This window comes from Bacillus carboniphilus (assembly GCF_039522365.1).
Taxonomy (GTDB): domain Bacteria; phylum Bacillota; class Bacilli; order Bacillales; family JC228; genus Bacillus_BF; species Bacillus_BF carboniphilus.
The window spans coordinates 71,228-89,066 of the sequence record NZ_BAAADJ010000064.1; the positions used below are offsets into that span (position 1 = coordinate 71,228).

14 protein-coding genes are annotated in these 17,839 nt (G+C 39.5%); 13 read left to right on the forward strand and 1 reads right to left on the reverse strand.

From position 1 onward, the window contains the following. Positions 1-14: 14 nt before the first annotated feature. Positions 15-245, reverse strand: coding sequence for a DUF2627 domain-containing protein (locus tag ABDZ91_RS20600; RefSeq protein ID WP_343803503.1), 231 nt, complete (start codon positions 243-245; stop codon positions 15-17). A 147-nt stretch (positions 246-392) separates the two neighbouring features. Between ABDZ91_RS20600 and ABDZ91_RS20605 the strand changes: the two genes are divergently transcribed. From ABDZ91_RS20605 to ABDZ91_RS20665, 13 genes are all read left to right on the forward strand, one after another. Beyond that, on the forward strand, positions 393-2,453 hold the full coding sequence (locus ABDZ91_RS20605; protein WP_343803506.1) for a sigma 54-interacting transcriptional regulator: 2,061 nt from the start codon (positions 393-395) through the stop codon (positions 2,451-2,453). Positions 2,454-2,592: 139 nt separating this feature from the next. Next, positions 2,593-3,501: a phosphate butyryltransferase gene (gene yqiS, locus ABDZ91_RS20610; protein WP_343803509.1), complete on the forward strand. Its 909-nt coding sequence runs from the start codon at positions 2,593-2,595 to the stop codon at positions 3,499-3,501. Positions 3,502-3,521: 20 nt separating this feature from the next. Further along, complete coding sequence (gene bcd / locus ABDZ91_RS20615) at positions 3,522-4,619, forward strand: branched-chain amino acid dehydrogenase (protein WP_343803512.1); 1,098 nt, start codon at positions 3,522-3,524, stop codon at positions 4,617-4,619. 167 nt (positions 4,620-4,786) lie between these two features. Continuing rightward, on the forward strand, positions 4,787-5,878 hold the full coding sequence (gene buk / locus ABDZ91_RS20620; protein WP_343803515.1) for a butyrate kinase: 1,092 nt from the start codon (positions 4,787-4,789) through the stop codon (positions 5,876-5,878). 15 nt (positions 5,879-5,893) lie between these two features. Next, complete coding sequence (lpdA, locus tag ABDZ91_RS20625) at positions 5,894-7,315, forward strand: dihydrolipoyl dehydrogenase (protein WP_343803518.1); 1,422 nt, start codon at positions 5,894-5,896, stop codon at positions 7,313-7,315. Between the two features lie 24 nt (positions 7,316-7,339). Beyond that, positions 7,340-8,338, forward strand: coding sequence for a thiamine pyrophosphate-dependent dehydrogenase E1 component subunit alpha (locus tag ABDZ91_RS20630; RefSeq protein ID WP_343803521.1), 999 nt, complete (start codon positions 7,340-7,342; stop codon positions 8,336-8,338). Between the two features lie 14 nt (positions 8,339-8,352). Further along, on the forward strand, positions 8,353-9,336 hold the full coding sequence (locus ABDZ91_RS20635) for an alpha-ketoacid dehydrogenase subunit beta (protein ID WP_343803523.1): 984 nt from the start codon (positions 8,353-8,355) through the stop codon (positions 9,334-9,336). Between the two features lie 26 nt (positions 9,337-9,362). Continuing rightward, the gene (locus tag ABDZ91_RS20640) at positions 9,363-10,670 is read left to right on the forward strand and encodes a dihydrolipoamide acetyltransferase family protein (protein ID WP_343803526.1); all 1,308 of its coding nucleotides are present in this window, start codon (positions 9,363-9,365) and stop codon (positions 10,668-10,670) included. A gap of 511 nt (positions 10,671-11,181) precedes the next feature. Next, positions 11,182-12,921: a methylmalonyl-CoA mutase family protein gene (locus tag ABDZ91_RS20645; RefSeq protein ID WP_343803529.1), complete on the forward strand. Its 1,740-nt coding sequence runs from the start codon at positions 11,182-11,184 to the stop codon at positions 12,919-12,921. 23 nt (positions 12,922-12,944) lie between these two features. Next, complete coding sequence (gene scpA / locus ABDZ91_RS20650) at positions 12,945-15,071, forward strand: methylmalonyl-CoA mutase (protein WP_343804258.1); 2,127 nt, start codon at positions 12,945-12,947, stop codon at positions 15,069-15,071. A gap of 2 nt (positions 15,072-15,073) precedes the next feature. Beyond that, positions 15,074-16,099: a methylmalonyl Co-A mutase-associated GTPase MeaB gene (gene meaB / locus ABDZ91_RS20655; protein WP_343803532.1), complete on the forward strand. Its 1,026-nt coding sequence runs from the start codon at positions 15,074-15,076 to the stop codon at positions 16,097-16,099. 179 nt (positions 16,100-16,278) lie between these two features. Further along, entirely contained in the window at positions 16,279-16,716 is a 438-nt protein-coding gene (locus ABDZ91_RS20660; RefSeq protein ID WP_343803535.1) for a BrxA/BrxB family bacilliredoxin, read from the forward strand. Between the two features lie 133 nt (positions 16,717-16,849). Continuing rightward, positions 16,850-17,809, forward strand: coding sequence for an aromatic acid exporter family protein (locus ABDZ91_RS20665; protein ID WP_343803537.1), 960 nt, complete (start codon positions 16,850-16,852; stop codon positions 17,807-17,809). Positions 17,810-17,839: the final 30 nt, after the last annotated feature.

Here is a 17,839-nt window from a genome sequence, read left to right on the forward strand (position 1 = left end):
GGGGTCGTTTTGTATTAACGAAATCTCTTTTGAACTCTTTGGTTTTTACGGTCTCTTCTAAATATAAATCCAGCAATAAACGCAATGCCACCAACCGTTAAAGCTAGACCTAATAAAAATTGTAGCCATAAAAAGGGAATGGGGTCGTGTAAAATAGTGAAAACAGTATCTCTCATCCACTTGATTCCCACACCAGCTAAAATACCTGGGATTAACATTATGATTAAAGCAATAATACGATCCATTATAATCTCCCCACGTTTAAAGACTTTCCTTTTAATCTAGACAATCATAACACAGGTTATTAGAAAATTCATTTGTAAAACAAGTCTTTATACTTTAGAATGAAGATGTGAAATAACTTGCAGTCATCCAAAAAGGTGTGAATGAAATTGCAGAAAGTTATGATTGTAGGTGCAGGTAAAGGGGGTACAGCCCTCCTAAAAATCTTAAGCGAAGCAGAAATGTTTTCTGTTGCTGCTGTAGTGGACATTAACCCAAAAGCACCTGGTATACAATTTGCGAAGAAACTAGGAGTCCCCATATATTCTCACTGGAAGGAAATTCTTTCAGATGAAATTGATATAATTGTTGACGTTACGGGAAGTGAAGATATTTTCCGGGAGCTAAGAGATAACAGAGGGAAAAAGACGGTTTTAATTCCTGGAAGTGTTGCTCTTATCATTACTAGTTTATTGGATGAGAAAAAAGCTCTCATACAAGAATTAAAGGATGAAACTCACCGAAGAGACTTAATCTTTAATTCAACCAATGATGGAATGATTGTAGTGGATGATCATTCTACTATCATCCTTTGGAATGATAGTGCTGAAAAAATTGTAGGTGTCAAAAAAGAAGATGTGTTAGGCTTACATATTCAAAAAGTAATTCCAGATAGCAGATTACCTCAGGTGCTTTCAAGTAGACGAATTGAGGCGAATCGGGAATTAGTTTTAAAAAATGGTTTAAAAATTATTACCACCCGAATTCCAATGATAGATTCACAAGGGAAATTACTTGGTGCCTTTGCAGTTTTTAAAAACATAACGGAAATTGTAAACCTTGCTGAAGAAATTACCAACTTAAAAGAAATCCAAACCATGTTAGAGGCCATTATTCAATCTAGTGATGAGGCCATAACGGTCGTAGACGAGCAAGGAAAAGGAATCCTCATTAACCCTGCTTATGAACGGTTAACAGGGCTTAAAAAGGAAGAGGTCATAGGTAAACCAGCGACAGCTGACATTTCTGAAGGTGAAAGCATGCATATGAAGGTGCTAAAAACACGTAGAGCTGTTCGTGGTACCAAAATGAAAGTAGGGCCAGCGAAAAAGGAAGTCATCGTAAACGTTGCTCCTGTAATTGTTGATGGGAAGCTGAAGGGAAGCGTCGGTGTCATACATGATATGTCAGAAATTCAGTCCCTAACCAATGAACTCAATCGAGCTAGACAAATTATTCGATCACTTGAAGCAAAATATACGTTTGATGACATTATTGGAAGCTCTGAAGAAATGAAACTGGCCGTAGAGCAAGCACGGCTTGCTGCCAGAACACCCGTAACCATTCTACTTAGAGGGGAATCGGGTACAGGGAAAGAATTGTTTGCTCATGCGATACATAATGATAGCGACCGGAAGTATAACAAGTTTATTCGAGTAAATTGTGCAGCTATTTCAGAATCTCTACTTGAAAGTGAACTTTTTGGGTATGAAGAAGGTGCTTTCTCTGGTGCCAAGAGAGGTGGAAAGAGAGGGCTATTTGAAGAAGCAGACAATGGGAGTATTTTCCTTGATGAAATAGGTGAATTATCCTTAAACACTCAAGCGAAACTACTAAGAGTACTTCAAGAAAATGAAATCGTTCGTGTTGGAGGAACCAAGCCTATTTCCATCAATGTGCGAGTGATTGCGGCAACGAACATCAACCTCGAAAAAGGAATAGCTGACGGGAGTTTCCGAGAGGATTTATATTATCGCTTAAATAGGATGCCTATTCATATCCCTCCGCTAAGAAAGAGAAAGCAAGATATTAAAATGCTAAGTGAGCGGCTCCTTCATAAAATCAATCAAGATTATGGGAGAAATATCGAGGGGCTTAACGAGGGTGCTCTAAAAAAACTAATGGAGTACGGTTGGCCAGGAAATGTAAGGGAGCTTGAAAATGAATTAGGACGAGCTGTTATTTTTATGGATTTTCATGAGAAGATCCTTAAAAGTTCACATTTACAATTCCTAGGAAATAAGGGTGAGAAAAACGAAGACTCGAATTCTAACATGAAAAATACACAGGCCGACCAAGAAGAGCTTGCTCATTTAATGGATGAGTATGAAAAAGATGTTATTGAACAAAGGCTTAAGCAGCTTAAGGGAAATAAAACGGCGTGTGCGAAGTCATTAGGGATATCAGTGCGAAGTCTTTACTACAAACTTGAAAAATGGAATATTGAATAGAGTTGCATGCATGTTTCTTCATAGCACGCAGAAAGATGCATGATAATAATAATAAAAGTAAAGCGCTTTCATAAAATGTGGTTGGCACGATTCTTGCATTATTAAAAAGTGCGGCCAATAAACAAGTTGGGAGGTAGCCATGGATTTTCAGAAGCTAATAGAACAAGTAACCCAATTTGAAAAGAAAACCGTTGCTGTAGCTGCTGCAGAGGATTTAGAAGTGCTGGAAGCAATATCTTTGGCAGTACAACAAAATATGAGCTCTTTTCAACTATATGGGGATAAGGAAATGCTAACAACAATGCTCGATCAACATTTCCCACATCTAGTTAAAAACAAACAGGTAGAAATCATTCATACTTTATCTCAAACTTCCAGTGCGGAGCTAGCAGTTAAAGCAGTCCGTCAACATGAAGCAGATGTATTGATGAAGGGTCATATACCAACTTCAACTTTATTGAAGGCAGTGTTAAATAAAGAAATTGGGCTAAGAACAGGTAAAGTGCTTTCGCATGTTGCCGTGTTTTCAGTCCCCGGTTATGAACGGTTTATTTTTGTGACAGATGCAGCTATGAACATTGCACCAGATGTATCACAAAAAGCACAAATTATCGCAAATGCAGTAAAGGTGGCAAAAAGCCTAGGGTTAGAAACCCCGAAGGTAGCCCCATTAGCAGCCGTAGAGGTCGTGAATCCAGACATGCAAGCATCACTTGATGCTGCCCTACTCACACAAATGAACCGACGTGGTCAAATTACTGATTGTGAGGTAGACGGTCCTCTTGCTCTTGACAACGCAGTTTCTATGGAAGCTGCCAAACATAAAGGCATCAATAGTACTGTTGCCGGACAAGCAGACATTTTGCTAGTTCCTAATATAGAGTCTGGAAATATTCTCTATAAGTCATTGGTTTATTTTTCAAATGCTAGTGTAGGTGCAGTCATTGAAGGGGCTAAAGCGCCAATCGTGTTAACGTCCCGTGCAGATTCTGCAGAGAGTAAACTATATTCTCTTGCAGTTGCTTTACATTCATCAATTAAACAATGAGAATTGGGGAGGAATTTTATATGGAAATCTTCAAATACATGGAAAAATATGATTATGAGCAGTTAGTCATTTGTCAGGATAAAAAATCAGGGTTAAAAGCAATTATTGCAATACATGACACTACAATTGGTCCGGCATTAGGTGGTACAAGAATGTGGACATACGAGAGTGAAGAAGCAGCAATCGAAGATGCTTTACGCTTGGCAAAAGGAATGACTTACAAAAATGCAGCTGCTGGTTTAAACCTTGGCGGTGGTAAAACGGTTATCATCGGTGATCCTAGAAAAGATAAAAATGAAGACATGTTCCGAGCTTTTGGCCGCTACATTCAAGGGTTAAATGGCCGCTACATTACAGCTGAAGACGTTGGTACAACAGTAGAGGATATGGACCTAATTCATGAAGAAACAGACTTTGTAACAGGGATTTCTCCAGCATTCGGTTCTTCAGGAAATCCATCACCAGTAACAGCTTACGGTGTATACCGTGGAATGAAGGCTGCTGCAAAAGAGGCATTTGGTACCGATTCTTTAGAAGGAAAGAAAATTGCTGTACAAGGTGTAGGAAACGTGGCTTATACATTATGTAAACACCTACACGAGGAAGGTGCACAACTTATTGTAACCGATATTCATAAAGATGCAGTTCAACGAGCAGTTAACGACTTTGGTGCGAAAGCAGTTGAACCTAATGAAATCTACTCTGTTGAATGTGATATTTTTGCACCATGTGCACTAGGGGCAGTCATCAACGATGAAACCATTCCACAAATTAAAGCAAAGGTAATTGCAGGAGCTGCAAATAATCAACTAAAGGAATCTCGTCATGGCGATGCGATTCATGAAATGGGTATTGTGTATGCTCCTGATTATGTTATTAACGCAGGTGGAGTTATTAACGTAGCTGATGAACTATACGGATACAATCGTGAAAGAGCACTTAAGAAGGTCGAGCTAATATACAACAATATTGAAAAGGTTATCGAGATTTCTAAGCGCGACAACATTCCAACCTATATGGCAGCTGACCGTATGGCAGAGGAAAGAATTGAGAAAATAAAAAATACTAGATCAACCTTTTTACAAAATGGTCAGCACATCTTAAGTAGAAGAAAATAATACGTTCTATTCAGTCTAATAAGTGTTAAGGGAAGTAATAGGGGAGGATCTCTCCTTAGCTTTTTCCCTAATAAGGCTAATAGTAAAAGCCGAGGATAGACCTAAAAATGGCTTGTCCCTCACATCAAAAGAGGAAATTGGCTTACACGTTATGGAGGGTATTAAAGTTGGTAGAAAAGGAATATCGCATTCTCGTCATTAACCCAGGTTCTACATCAACGAAGATAGGCGTTTTTGACAACGAGAGACCTGTATTCGAGAAGACGATCCGCCACGATTCAAATGAAATTCAAAGCTTCAACTCAATATATGAACAATATGAATTTCGAAAAAACACTATTCTAGAGGCCTTAGATCAAGAAGGAATGAACCTTTCTAAATTATCGGCAGTTTGCGGTAGAGGAGGATTACTTCGTCCTATTGAGGGAGGGACCTACGAAGTTAATCAAGCGATGCTTGAAGATTTGAAAAATGGATATGCAGGTCAACATGCTTCCAATCTTGGAGGGATATTAGCATTTGAAATCGCAGGTGGTTTAAATATCCCTTCCTTTATCGTAGATCCAGTGGTAGTAGATGAACTTTCAGACGTGGCTAGGGTTTCAGGGTTTTCTCTAATTGAAAGAAAAAGTATTTTCCATGCTCTTAACCAAAAAGCTGTCGCTAGAAGAGTGGCAAAAGAACTTCAAAAAAGATACGAGGAAATGCGTTTTATTGTTGTTCATATGGGTGGGGGAATTACAGTTGGTGTCCATGAATACGGAAAAGTCGTAGATGTAAATAATGGTCTACATGGAGATGGTCCGTTTTCTCCGGAACGTGCAGGAACGGTTCCAGCGGGGGATCTTGTGCAACTATGCTTTTCAGGTGACTATTTTAGAGATGAAATCATGAAAAAATTAGTGGGGCAAGGCGGATTAGTAGGGTATCTTGGAACTAGTGATGCTGTAAAAGTTGAGAAGTTAATAGAAAAGGGCGACAAAAAAGCAAAGCATGTATATGATGCAATGTCATATCAAATTGCCAAAGAGATTGGAAGTGCAAGTACTGTTCTTAAGGGTAAAGTAGATGCCATCATATTTACTGGCGGACTAGCTTATGGAAAGGTATTTGTGCAGAGTATTATTGAGCGAGTAGGCTGGATTGCAGATTGTATAGTTAAACCAGGAGAGAATGAACTCCAAGCATTAACTGAAGGGGCACTCCGTGTACTTCGTGGCGAAGAAGATGCAAAAGTATACAGCGTAGACGGTAAATAAAAAGGAGTGAAACAAGTGGCTACAGAATTTGATCTCGTTATTTTGGGTGGCGGTACAGGCGGCTATGTTGCGGCAATTCGAGCTTCACAGCTTGGCTTGAAAACAGCCATCGTAGAAAAAGGTAAGCTTGGTGGAACATGCTTACATAAAGGATGTATTCCTTCTAAAGCGTTACTCCGAAGTGCAGAGGTATATCGAACGGCACTAGAGGGAGATAAATTTGGAGTTACGATTAACGATGTAACCCTCAATTTCCCTAAAGTACAGGAGAGAAAAGAGTCAATTGTTTCTCAATTACATAAAGGTGTTCAACACTTGATGAAACAAGGAAAAATAGAAGTGTATGAAGGGATTGGGAGAATTCTAGGACCTTCTATATTCTCTCCAATGCCAGGTTCCATTTCAGTAGAATTTGCAGATGGAAAAGAAAACGAAATTCTTATCCCCAAAAATGTAATCATTGCGACCGGTTCTAAGCCAAGAACACTTCCAGGGTTAGAGATTGACGGAGAAAAGGTGTTAACATCAGATGAAGCTCTTCAATTAGAAAAACTGCCAAACTCCATGATTATCGTAGGTGGAGGCGTAATAGGGATTGAGTGGGCGTCCATGCTCCATGATTTTGGAGTAGAAGTAACGGTGCTTGAGTACGCGGATCGGATTATTCCGACTGAAGACCAGGAAATTTCCAAAGAGATGCAACGCTTGATGAAGAAAAAAGGTGTGAAAATTGTTACTGGTGCAAAAGTTCTTCCTGATACGTTAAACAAAGATAATGGTGTTCAAATCAGTGCAGAAGTAAAAGGCAAAGAAGAAACATATCAAGCCGATCAATTATTAGTTTCTGTTGGACGAGAAGCAAATGTAAATGGAATTGGCTTGGAGAACACAGATATTAAAGTGGAAAAGGGAGTCATCGTTACAAATAAGCATTACCAAACGAAAGAATCACATATATATGCAATTGGTGACTGTATTGGTGGTTTGCAGCTTGCCCATGTAGCTAGTCATGAAGGGATTGTTGCTGTAGAACATATTGCTCGTAAAAATCCTGCACCTATTGATTATAACCTGGTGTCAAAATGTATCTATAGCAGTCCAGAAGTCGCTTCAGTTGGGTTAACAGAACAAGAGGCAAAAGAGCAAAACTTCAATATAAAAATTGGCAAATTCTCTTTCCGTGCCATTGGTAAAGCATTAGTATTTGGGGAGTCCGACGGATTTGTGAAAATTATTGCTGATAAAGATACGGATGATATACTAGGCGTCCATATGATTGGACCACATGTTACGGATATGATTTCTGAGGCTGGTTTAGCAAAAGTATTAGATGCAACACCTTGGGAAGTTGCACATACCATTCATCCTCATCCAACCTTATCTGAGGCGATTGGTGAAGCTGCACTTGCAGTCGATGGATTAGCAATTCATTCATAATTTTCTTATAGAGGAGGAACTAAAATGGCTGAAAAACGTCATGAACAATTGGGGCTTACTAATGAAAACGTCCTTGAAATGTATGAAACCATGCTTTTAGCTCGTAGACTCGATGAAAGGCAATGGCTCTTAAACCGTTCAGGGAAAATTCCATTCGTTATTTCATGTCAAGGACAGGAAGCTGCCCAAATCGGTGCTGCTTTTGCTCTTGATCGTTCGAAGGATTATGTTTTACCTTATTACCGTGATTTAGGAGTAGTTTTAACATTTGGTATGACGGCAAAGGAAATTATGCTTTCTGCTTTCGCTAAGGCAGAAGACCCGAACTCAGGTGGTCGACAAATGCCTGGACACTTTGGTCAAAAGAAAAACCGAATTGTAACAGGTTCATCCCCTGTTACCACACAAGTTCCACACGCAGTAGGAGTGGCACTTGCTGGAAGAATGGAAGGGAAAGACCTAGTAACTTTCGTAACTTTTGGTGAAGGTTCATCAAACCAAGGAGATTTCCATGAAGGTGCCAACTTTGCTGGCGTACACAAATTACCTGTTATTTTCATGTGTGAAAATAATAAATATGCGATTTCAGTTCCAATTGAAAAACAATTGGCTTGTGAAAAAGTGTCAGATCGTGCAATTGGTTACGGAATGCCAGGAGTAACAGTAGACGGAAATGATCCTCTAGAAGTGTATGCAGCGGTTAAAGAAGCAGCAGATCGTGGTCGCAGAGGAGAAGGACCATCCCTGATTGAAACGATTTCCTATCGTTTAACTCCTCACTCCAGTGACGATGATGACAGAAGCTATCGTGCTCCTGAAGAAGTAAAGGATGCTAAAACGAAAGACCCAATTATCACCTTTGGCGCTTATTTAAAAGAAAACGGTGTGATGGATGATGAATTGGAAAAGCAAATAAATGACCGTGTAATGGGCTTGGTCAACGAAGCTACAGAATACGCAGAGAATGCACCATATGCAGAAGCAGAACAAGCTTTGAAGTATGTGTATGCTGAGAATGAATAAGGGGGGAAACTCAGATGCCAGTTATCTCTTATATAGATGCTGTTAAAATGGCTATTAAAGAGGAAATGGAACGTGACTCTAAGGTGTTTATCCTTGGGGAAGACGTTGGATTAAAAGGTGGAGTGTTTAAGGCCACTGAGGGTTTATACGATCAATTCGGTGAGGAGAGAGTTATTGATACTCCTCTAGCAGAATCAGCAATCGCTGGTGTTGCAATTGGGGCAGCTATGTATGGAATGAGACCAATTGCTGAGATGCAGTTTGCCGATTTCATCATGCCTGCTGTGAACCAAATTATTTCAGAAGCAGCTCGAATTCGGTACCGTTCAAACAATGATTGGAGCTGTCCACTTGTAGTCAGAGCTCCATTTGGTGGAGGAGTCCATGGGGCACTTTATCACTCGCAATCCGTTGAAGCTGTATTTGCGAACCAACCAGGGTTAAAGATTGTCATCCCATCTACACCTTATGATGTTAAAGGGTTATTAAAGGCTGCTATTCGAGATGAAGATCCTGTTTTATTCTTTGAACATAAACGTGCCTACCGTTTAATCAAAGGTGAAGTTCCTGATGATGATTATGTACTACCAATCGGGAAAGCAGATGTAAAACGTGAAGGTGAAGACATTACTGTCATTACATATGGATTATGTGTTCATTTTGCACTTCAAGCAGCTGAAAGATTAGCCGAAGATGGTATTTCAGCTCATATCCTTGATTTAAGAACGGTGTATCCACTAGATCGTGAAGCGATTGTTGAAGCTGCTTCTAAAACTGGAAAAGTATTATTGCTAACGGAAGATAATTTAGAAGGTAGCATTATGAGTGAGGTATCTGCCATTATCTCAGAAGAATGCTTATTCGAATTAGATGCACCAATTAAGCGTCTAGCAGGACCTAATGTTCCAGCGATGCCTTATGCACCTACAATGGAAAAATACTTTATGGTAAACCCTGACAAAGTTGAAAAGGCAATGAGAGAACTAGCTGAATTTTAATTTTCAAGCTGAAGGAGGTACAAATAATGGGAATGGAACAAATGAAAATGCCTCAGCTTGGTGAGAGTGTAACAGAAGGTACGATATCTAAATGGTTAGTGTCTGCAGGGGATCATGTAAACAAGTATGATCCAATTGCAGAAGTCATGACTGATAAGGTAAATGCAGAGGTACCTTCCTCTTTCACTGGTACGATTAAAGAATTAGTAGCAAACGAAGGAGATACGCTTGAGGTAGGAGAAGTTATTTGCACAATTGAAGTTGAGGGTGGTGGAGCAGCGGCTCCAGCAAATGAAGCAAAACCTGCTGAAGAAACAGAAGGAAATGCTGAAGTAAGCAAACCAGCAGCACAAACAGATGCTCCTAACAAAGCACGTTATTCACCAGCTGTTTTAAAGCTTTCACAAGAACATGGAATTGACTTAAACCAAGTAACAGGGACAGGGGCTGGAGGACGAATTACAAGAAAAGACCTCCAAAAGCTGATTGAGTCTGGAAATGTTCCACAAGCAGGATCAGCACCTAAAGAAGTAGCTTCCACACCAAGTGCCCCAACTACGGAAGAGAAACCTCAGGAGGCAGCAAAACCGGCACCAACCCCAGCTGCTGGACCGCAAGTAACAGCAGCACCTGGAGATAAAGAAATTCCGGTTACAGGTGTTCGTAAAGCAATCGCTGCTAACATGCTGAAGAGTAAACACGAAATCCCTCACGCATGGACGATGATGGAAGTAGATGTAACGAACTTAGTGGCTTACCGTGATTCTCTAAAGGCAGAGTTTAAGCAGAAAGAAGGCTTTAACTTAACTTACTTTGCATTCTTTGTAAAAGCTGTATCTCAAGCTTTAAAAGAGTTCCCTGAAATCAACTCTACTTGGGCTGGAGACAAAATTATACAAAGAAAAGATATCAACATCTCCATTGCGGTAGCAACAGAAGATGCATTATATGTACCAGTAATCAAACATGCCGACGAAAAGTCCATTAAAGGAATCGGTCGTGATATTAATGAACTAGCGGCAAAAGTTCGCACAAATAAACTAACTGGGGACGACATGAAAGGTGGAACCTTTACAGTTAATAACACTGGTTCATTTGGTTCTGTCCAATCTATGGGAATTATCAATCATCCTCAGGCTGCCATCCTTCAGGTTGAGTCCATTGTGAAACGTCCTGTTGTGATGAACAACGGTATGATTGCGGTCCGAGATATGGTTAATCTATGTCTATCACTAGATCACCGTGTGTTAGATGGACTTATTTGTGGTCGTTTCTTGCAACGAATTAAGGAAATTTTGGAGAATATCAATCCTGATAATACATCTATTTATTAAAAGACTGGGCTTTGCCCGGTCTTTTTTTGTGGGGGTGCAATTCCTGGGCTGGAGGTGCAATTCTGGGGCTGAGGGTGCAATTCCTGGGCTGGAGGGTGCAATTCCTGGGCTGGAGGTGCAATTCCTGGGCTGGAGGTGCAATTCCGAGGCTGAAAGTGCTCTGAACGCATATTGTAGCTTTTGTTCCGCATCTTCCTTTTTATGGTAAATACAGGACAAAAACTACATCTTCTGTTCCATATCTTCCTTTTTTCGGTAAATTCGGAACAAAAACTACATCTCCTGTTCCAAACCTTCCTTTTTTTGGTAAATACAGAACACAAACAACATCTTCTGTTCCATTTCCTACTTCATTCCCGATTCGGCACAAATAAAACCAAAACAAACCTACGTAATAATCAGTACCAATTGGAGTTTTCCAAAAATTTATACTAAAATGAGACTATACAAATGAAAATGATTTCTTACTACGGGAAGGGGGGCCTTCTTCAATTGCGAAGAAGCACTTGCAATGAGTAAATCAACTGAAATTTCATTCTCACCAGTTACCATGGAAGAATGGGAAAACCTCTCACTAAAAACATTAAAATCAGGCTCATTAGATGAATTGATAACCAATACCTTTGAAAATATTAAACTATTACCACTATATACTTCTCAAAATAGTGAAAAACTAGAAGGAGCAGATGTTCCTCCTGGAATCGCACCTTTTCTAAGAGGGGTTCAAAACCCTAGTGAACAAGCTCGTCCATGGAAAGTTGCTCAATGGTTGACTAGTCAAGAATCCATGACTCTGCTCGAGCAAATCAACTCCTTAGAATCAAAAGGGCAAGATGTAATATCTTTTCAAACTAAAAAATTTAAGGAAGAAGATTTAACTCAATGGTTCAAATCAATGGATTCGAACCCATTGAAAAATATCCTAGTTGAATTAGATGAAAATCATGTCCATTGGCTTAACAAGCAGGGATGGAATAAGGAACTAACAGGTTTTATTGGTTTTGATCCGATAAAATGTATGCTTGAAAAGCAATCTTCTACCGCTAACCTTTCAACTTATTATGATGTGTTATCGAGTGCGGCAAAACAAGTGCCTGAAAAATTGAAAACGATCTTAATAGACAGCACTGTTTTCCATAATAGTGGCGCAGACATGGTAACTGAACTTGCATCTATCCTAGCTAGTGCAGTTGAACATATTGAACAGCTTGAACAAAGGGGACTTCCATCTGAGAATATTCTTAACCGTATTCTCGTTCGTATTGGAGTAGGTGGAAACTTCTTCTTAGAGGTAGCCAAAGTGCGCGCACTTCGCTATCTGTGGTATAAATTATCTTCTGCTTACAACATTAAATCGGAAGAATCTAAGAAAATTTCAATTGCAGCTGAAACCTCTATGGTAACGAAAACGATTTTTGATGAGAATGTAAATGTCCTTCGTGCCGGTAATGAGGCATTTGCTGCAGTTGTAGCGGGGGTGGATTATTTACACATCGCACCATTCGATGTTTGTCTAAAGGATAAAAAAGAACTAGCAGATCGAATTGCGCGAAATACGCATCATCTTCTAGCAGAAGAGTCTAATCTATCTCATGCATTAGACTCTGCTGGTGGCTCTTGGTATATTGAAAGTTTAACAAAAGAATTGGCAGAAAAAGCATGGGAAATGTTCTTAACTATAGAGAACAGACAGGGTCTTTTGGCATGTGTTGAAAGTGGATGGCTTCAAGAATGTATTCAGAAAAGTAGAGAAAAGAAAATAAAGGCAGTCAAAACTAGAGAGTTAGAAATTGTTGGGACGAACGTCTTTGTTGATGGAAACGATCGTAAACCCACAGAAACCCTGAATGCTGGTCATAACTTAGTCCATTTTCCGTCGTATCGATTATCACAATCCTTCGAAAAATGGAGACTATACTTCAATCAAAGCCCAGCTAAAGTGGCACTCATTGGCCTAGGCACATTAAAGGAATACAAAGATCGAAGAGATATGGCTAGAAATTGGTTTGCATCTGCTGGTGTTATGACAGAAATGGTGGATGGACTAGAAGCTGTTAAGTCCGAAGACTACAAAGCTATTTGTCTATGTGGAACTGGTGATTCCTATCAGAATTGGAATCATAGCTCCACTATTCCAATCTTTGCTGCAGGAAAACCTATGAGCCATGAAATCATTAAAAGTTGGATTTATCCTGAACGTCCAGTGGAAGAAGTAGTGGAATCATGGGTAAGTAAGGGAGGTAATGAGTAGTGGCTAGACCTAATTTTAGTAACATCCAGCTTGAAAACAATAGCTCAATAACAGAGATCATAGGGAATGTAACAAAAGCAACCAATGAAAACATCCCTATCAAGCAGTTCTATACGGAAAAAGACTTAAAGTCGATGACGCATCTTCATGACTTACCGGGTCTTCCACCTTTTACAAGAGGACCTTATCCAACGATGTACGTGACAAAGCCATGGACCATTCGCCAATATGCTGGCTTTTCTACAGCGGAGGAAAGCAATGCGTTTTATAAAAGAAATCTAGAAATGGGTCAAAAAGGACTATCTGTTGCTTTTGACTTGCCAACTCACCGCGGGTATGATTCGGATCATCCTCGAGTAGAAGGAGACGTAGGGAAAGCTGGGGTCGCAGTCGATTCCATCCTGGATATGAAAATTCTTTTTAAAAACATTCCATTAGATAAGATGAGTGTCTCGATGACCATGAACGGTGCGGTCATTTCGATTATGGCGTTTTACATTGTGACAGCAGAAGAACAAGGCGTCGAGCTAAAGGATCTGTCTGGAACCATTCAAAACGATATTTTAAAGGAGTATATGGTTCGGAACACATATATTTACCCACCTAATGTTTCCATGAGGATTATTTCAGATATTTTTGCGTACACATCCAAAAATATGCCTAAGTTTAATTCAATCAGTATTTCCGGATATCATATGCAAGAGGCGGGAGCACCAGCAGATATCGAATTAGCCTATACCTTGGCTGATGGTTTAGAGTATGTCCGTACGGGTTTGGCTGCTGGAATAGATATTGATTCTTTCGCTCCAAGACTTTCATTCTTCTGGGGAATCGGAATGAATTACTTTATGGAAGTAGCAAAACTCCGTGCGGCGAGAAGGATTTGGGCTGAACTAATGAAACCATTTGAACCTAAAAATCCAAAGTCATTAGCACTACGTACCCACTCTCAAACATCTGGATGGAGTTTAACGGAACAGGATCCGTTTAACAATGTTGTTCGAACACTGATTGAAGCGCATGCAGCCGTTATGGGACATACACAGTCGCTTCATACGAATGCTTTAGATGAGGCAATTGCGTTACCAACTGATTTCTCAGCAAGGATTGCTAGAAATACGCAGCTATATTTACAAAAAGAGACGCTTCTAACAAATGTTATTGACCCATGGGCTGGCTCATACTATGTAGAAAAATTAACAGAAGAATTAATGGAGAAAGCTTGGGAACATATCGAAGAAATTGAAAAGCTTGGTGGGATGACAAAAGCGATTGAAGCGGGCTTACCGAAGCTGAAAATAGAAGAGGCAGCTACTAGACGCCAAGCTTTAATTGACTCAGGAAAAGAAGCCATTATTGGAGTGAACCGTTACAGAGTCGATCAAGAAGAAAGCTTCGATATTTTAGATATAGATCAAGAAGAGGTAAAGAAAAAGCAACTTGAAAAACTGAAGGAATTAAAGGCATCCCGAGATAGCCAAAAGGTTGAAGTTGCTCTTGAAAAGATAACAGAAGCCGTTACTACTGGCGTAGGGAACTTACTAGAATTGGCAGTAGAGGCTGCAAGGGTGAGAGCGACACTTGGAGAAATTTCCTCTGCTATTGAAAAAGTAAGTGGTAGACATCGTGCCGTCATTAGGAGTGTATCTGGCGTGTATTCAGCTAATTATGAAAATGAAGAGAACATGAAATCAGTCATTCAAATGACAGAAGAATTTCTATCATTAGAAGGTAGAAGGCCCCGTATGCTTGTGGCAAAGATGGGGCAGGATGGTCATGACCGTGGGGCAAAAGTGATTGGGACTGCTTTTAGTGATCTTGGATTTGATGTCGATATGGGTCCTTTATTCCAAACACCGGAAGAAACGGCAAAGCAAGCTGTTGAAAATGATGTTCACGTGATTGGTGTAAGCTCACTTGCGGCTGGTCATAAAGCCCTTCTACCAAAACTTGTTAGAGAGTTAAAGGCTTTAGGACGAGAGGATATCATGATTGTGATTGGTGGAGTTATTCCGTCCCAGGATTATTCATTTCTTTTAGAAAATGGAGCTTCCTTTATTTTTGGGCCAGGAACCGTTATACCACTTGCCGCTCAAAAAATGATAGAAGAAATCTATACGCGTTTAGGTTATGAAAAGGTCGAGGAATAAGAATGACGGAAAAACAAAATCATAAGTTTCGTAAAGTCCGAGAACAATCTTTTGACATAGAAGAAATGAGCAAGGAGATATTGGCTGGAAACCGGAATATGTTAGCGAGAGCAGTAACATTAGTGGAAAGCCAAACACAGGCAAAACAAAAACAAGCTCAAGATCTTTTGCATTCATTATTACCTCATAGCGGGAAGTCCATTCGGATTGGGATTACTGGGGTCCCAGGTGCTGGAAAAAGTACTTTTATTGAATCTATTGGGTTGATGCTGTGTGAGCAGGGTCATCGGTTAGCTGTTTTAGCTGTTGACCCTAGTTCAAGTGTTAGTGGTGGAAGCATTTTAGGAGACAAAACACGGATGGAAGAGCTCTCAAAGCATCCAAACGCTTTTATCCGCCCATCCCCTTCAGGCGGAACCTTAGGTGGTGTTCATCGAAAAACAAGGGAATCGATCCTTCTTTGTGAAGCAGCGGGTTACGATATCATTTTCGTTGAAACAGTAGGTGTGGGACAGAGCGAAGTCATTGTTAGAGAGTTGGTAGACTTTTTCTTATTGCTTGTTATTACTGGGGCTGGGGATGACCTACAAGGCATGAAAAAAGGCATAATGGAATTGGCAGATGCCATTGTAGTGAATAAAGCGGATGGTGAAAACGAAAAGAACGCTCTGCTAGCTAGGCGAGAATATAATCAAATATTATCACTTGTTCAGCCTGCAACAAAAGGTTGGCGAACAAGAGCATATACACTCTCTGCTTTATACAAAAAAGGGCTGAAGGAAATTTGGGAAGTTATTATAAACTTTTCAAAGCAAACAAAAGAGTCCCAAGTTTTTTATGAAAGAAGAAAGCTGCAAACACGGCAATGGCTAAACCAGTCGATACGAGATGAATTAGAAAATCGCTTCTATGGTAACCCAGAAATTAAGGTGCTTGTACAGAAATATATGCAGGATGTAACGGAAGGGACATTGACGGTTACACAAGCTGTTATGAACCTTTTTGATGTATATGAGAGGAAAAAATAAAAATGGGATAGCGTGGGTGCGCTATCCCAAAGATCCAGGGAGTTTAGGGGTATGGATCTAGATGTACTAATATATTACCCACTCCTTAAATAATTCAAACCTCTCTCTTTAAAAAATTTGAAAAAGAGTCTACTTACTTGGTATGATAAGGGAGTAAGTCCTAAAAAGGAGAGATTCAAGTGGAAATGGATTTTAATTTATTTATGAATGATGTAGTTCGTCAAGCGCGACAAGAAATCGTTGCGGCTGGATATACAGAATTAAAAACACCAGAAGAAGTTCAAGAAGTCTTAAACAAAAAGGGTACCACTTTAGTAATGGTAAACTCTGTTTGTGGATGTGCAGGCGGAATTGCGAGACCTGCTGCAAGTTATGCAGTCCACTATGATAAGAGACCAGACCAATTAGTAACCGTATTTGCCGGTCAAGATAAAGAAGCAACAGCTGAAGCTAGAAACTTTTTTGAAGGTTACCCACCATCATCCCCTTCTTTTGCATTACTAAAAGACGGAAAAATCCTTACTATGGTGGAGCGTCACGAAATTGAGGGACATGATCCTGCGTCTGTTGTAAATAAGCTTCAAGAATACTTTGATCAGTATTGTGAAGAAGTTTAATACCGAAATGATAACTGCCTACAAAGCTGAAAATTTGGAGGCAGTTTTTTTGTTCACTTTTATTAAAGAATGAAATTGACACAATAACTCATACTGTTAAGAAGCCAAACTTACAAATCTAGAGGGAAAATACATGTTTAAAATTGGGTATCGGACACTGAAAACAGCAATAGGAACAGTCATCGCTATCATGATTGCACAGTTTTTTGGATTGGATAACTTTGCTTCTGCAGGAATTTTAACCATTCTTTGTATAAAACCTACAAGAAGAAAATCGTTGAAAGCTGCATTTGATCGAATTTTAGCTTGTTTTCTATCTTTATTTTTAGCTAGTGCTATGTTTGAATGGATTGCCTATCATCCGATTGTCATAGGTGTACTTCTACTTATTTTTATTCCTATTACCGTTAAATGGAAGATACAAGAAGGCATTGTCACATCAAGTGTAATCATTCTCCATGTGTATATGGCAGGACAAGTTTCATTCCATTTAATTGTAAATGAATCGTATATTATTTTGATAGGAATTCTGGTTGCTTTAATTTTAAATATTTATATGCCTTCATTAGATAAAAATATGGGAGAACTGAAAGACGAGATTGAGAAACATTTTTCATCCATACTGAGTGAAATGGCGCATTACTTAAAAACAAACGAGGAGCTTTGGCAGGGAGCTGAGATTACAGATGTATCTGAGAAGATAAAAGAAGGGAAAGCTTTAGCTTCAAAAGATTTAGAGAACAATCTCCTCCAAGGGGAAAATATCTACTATACATATTTTAAAATGCGGGAAAAACAATTTGAGTTGATTGAAAGGTTATTACCTTTACTCACCTCGTTTCAATTTAATAGTCCTCAAAGAATTAAAGTAGCAAATTTTATAGAAGAGCTCAGTACTCACGTTCACCCGGGAAATACAGCCCATCACTTTTTATACAAGTTGTATCAAATGAAGCATGAATTTAAGGAGATGCCACTTCCAACTACGAGGGATGAGTTCGAAGAAAGAGCTGCCCTTCTTAATTTTGTAAGTGAAATGGAGAAATATCTCCAAATCAAGAGCCATTTTAGGGGAATCTACCAGAAAGGTTAAACAGTTTTTGGAAAAGCTGAACTTGTATGG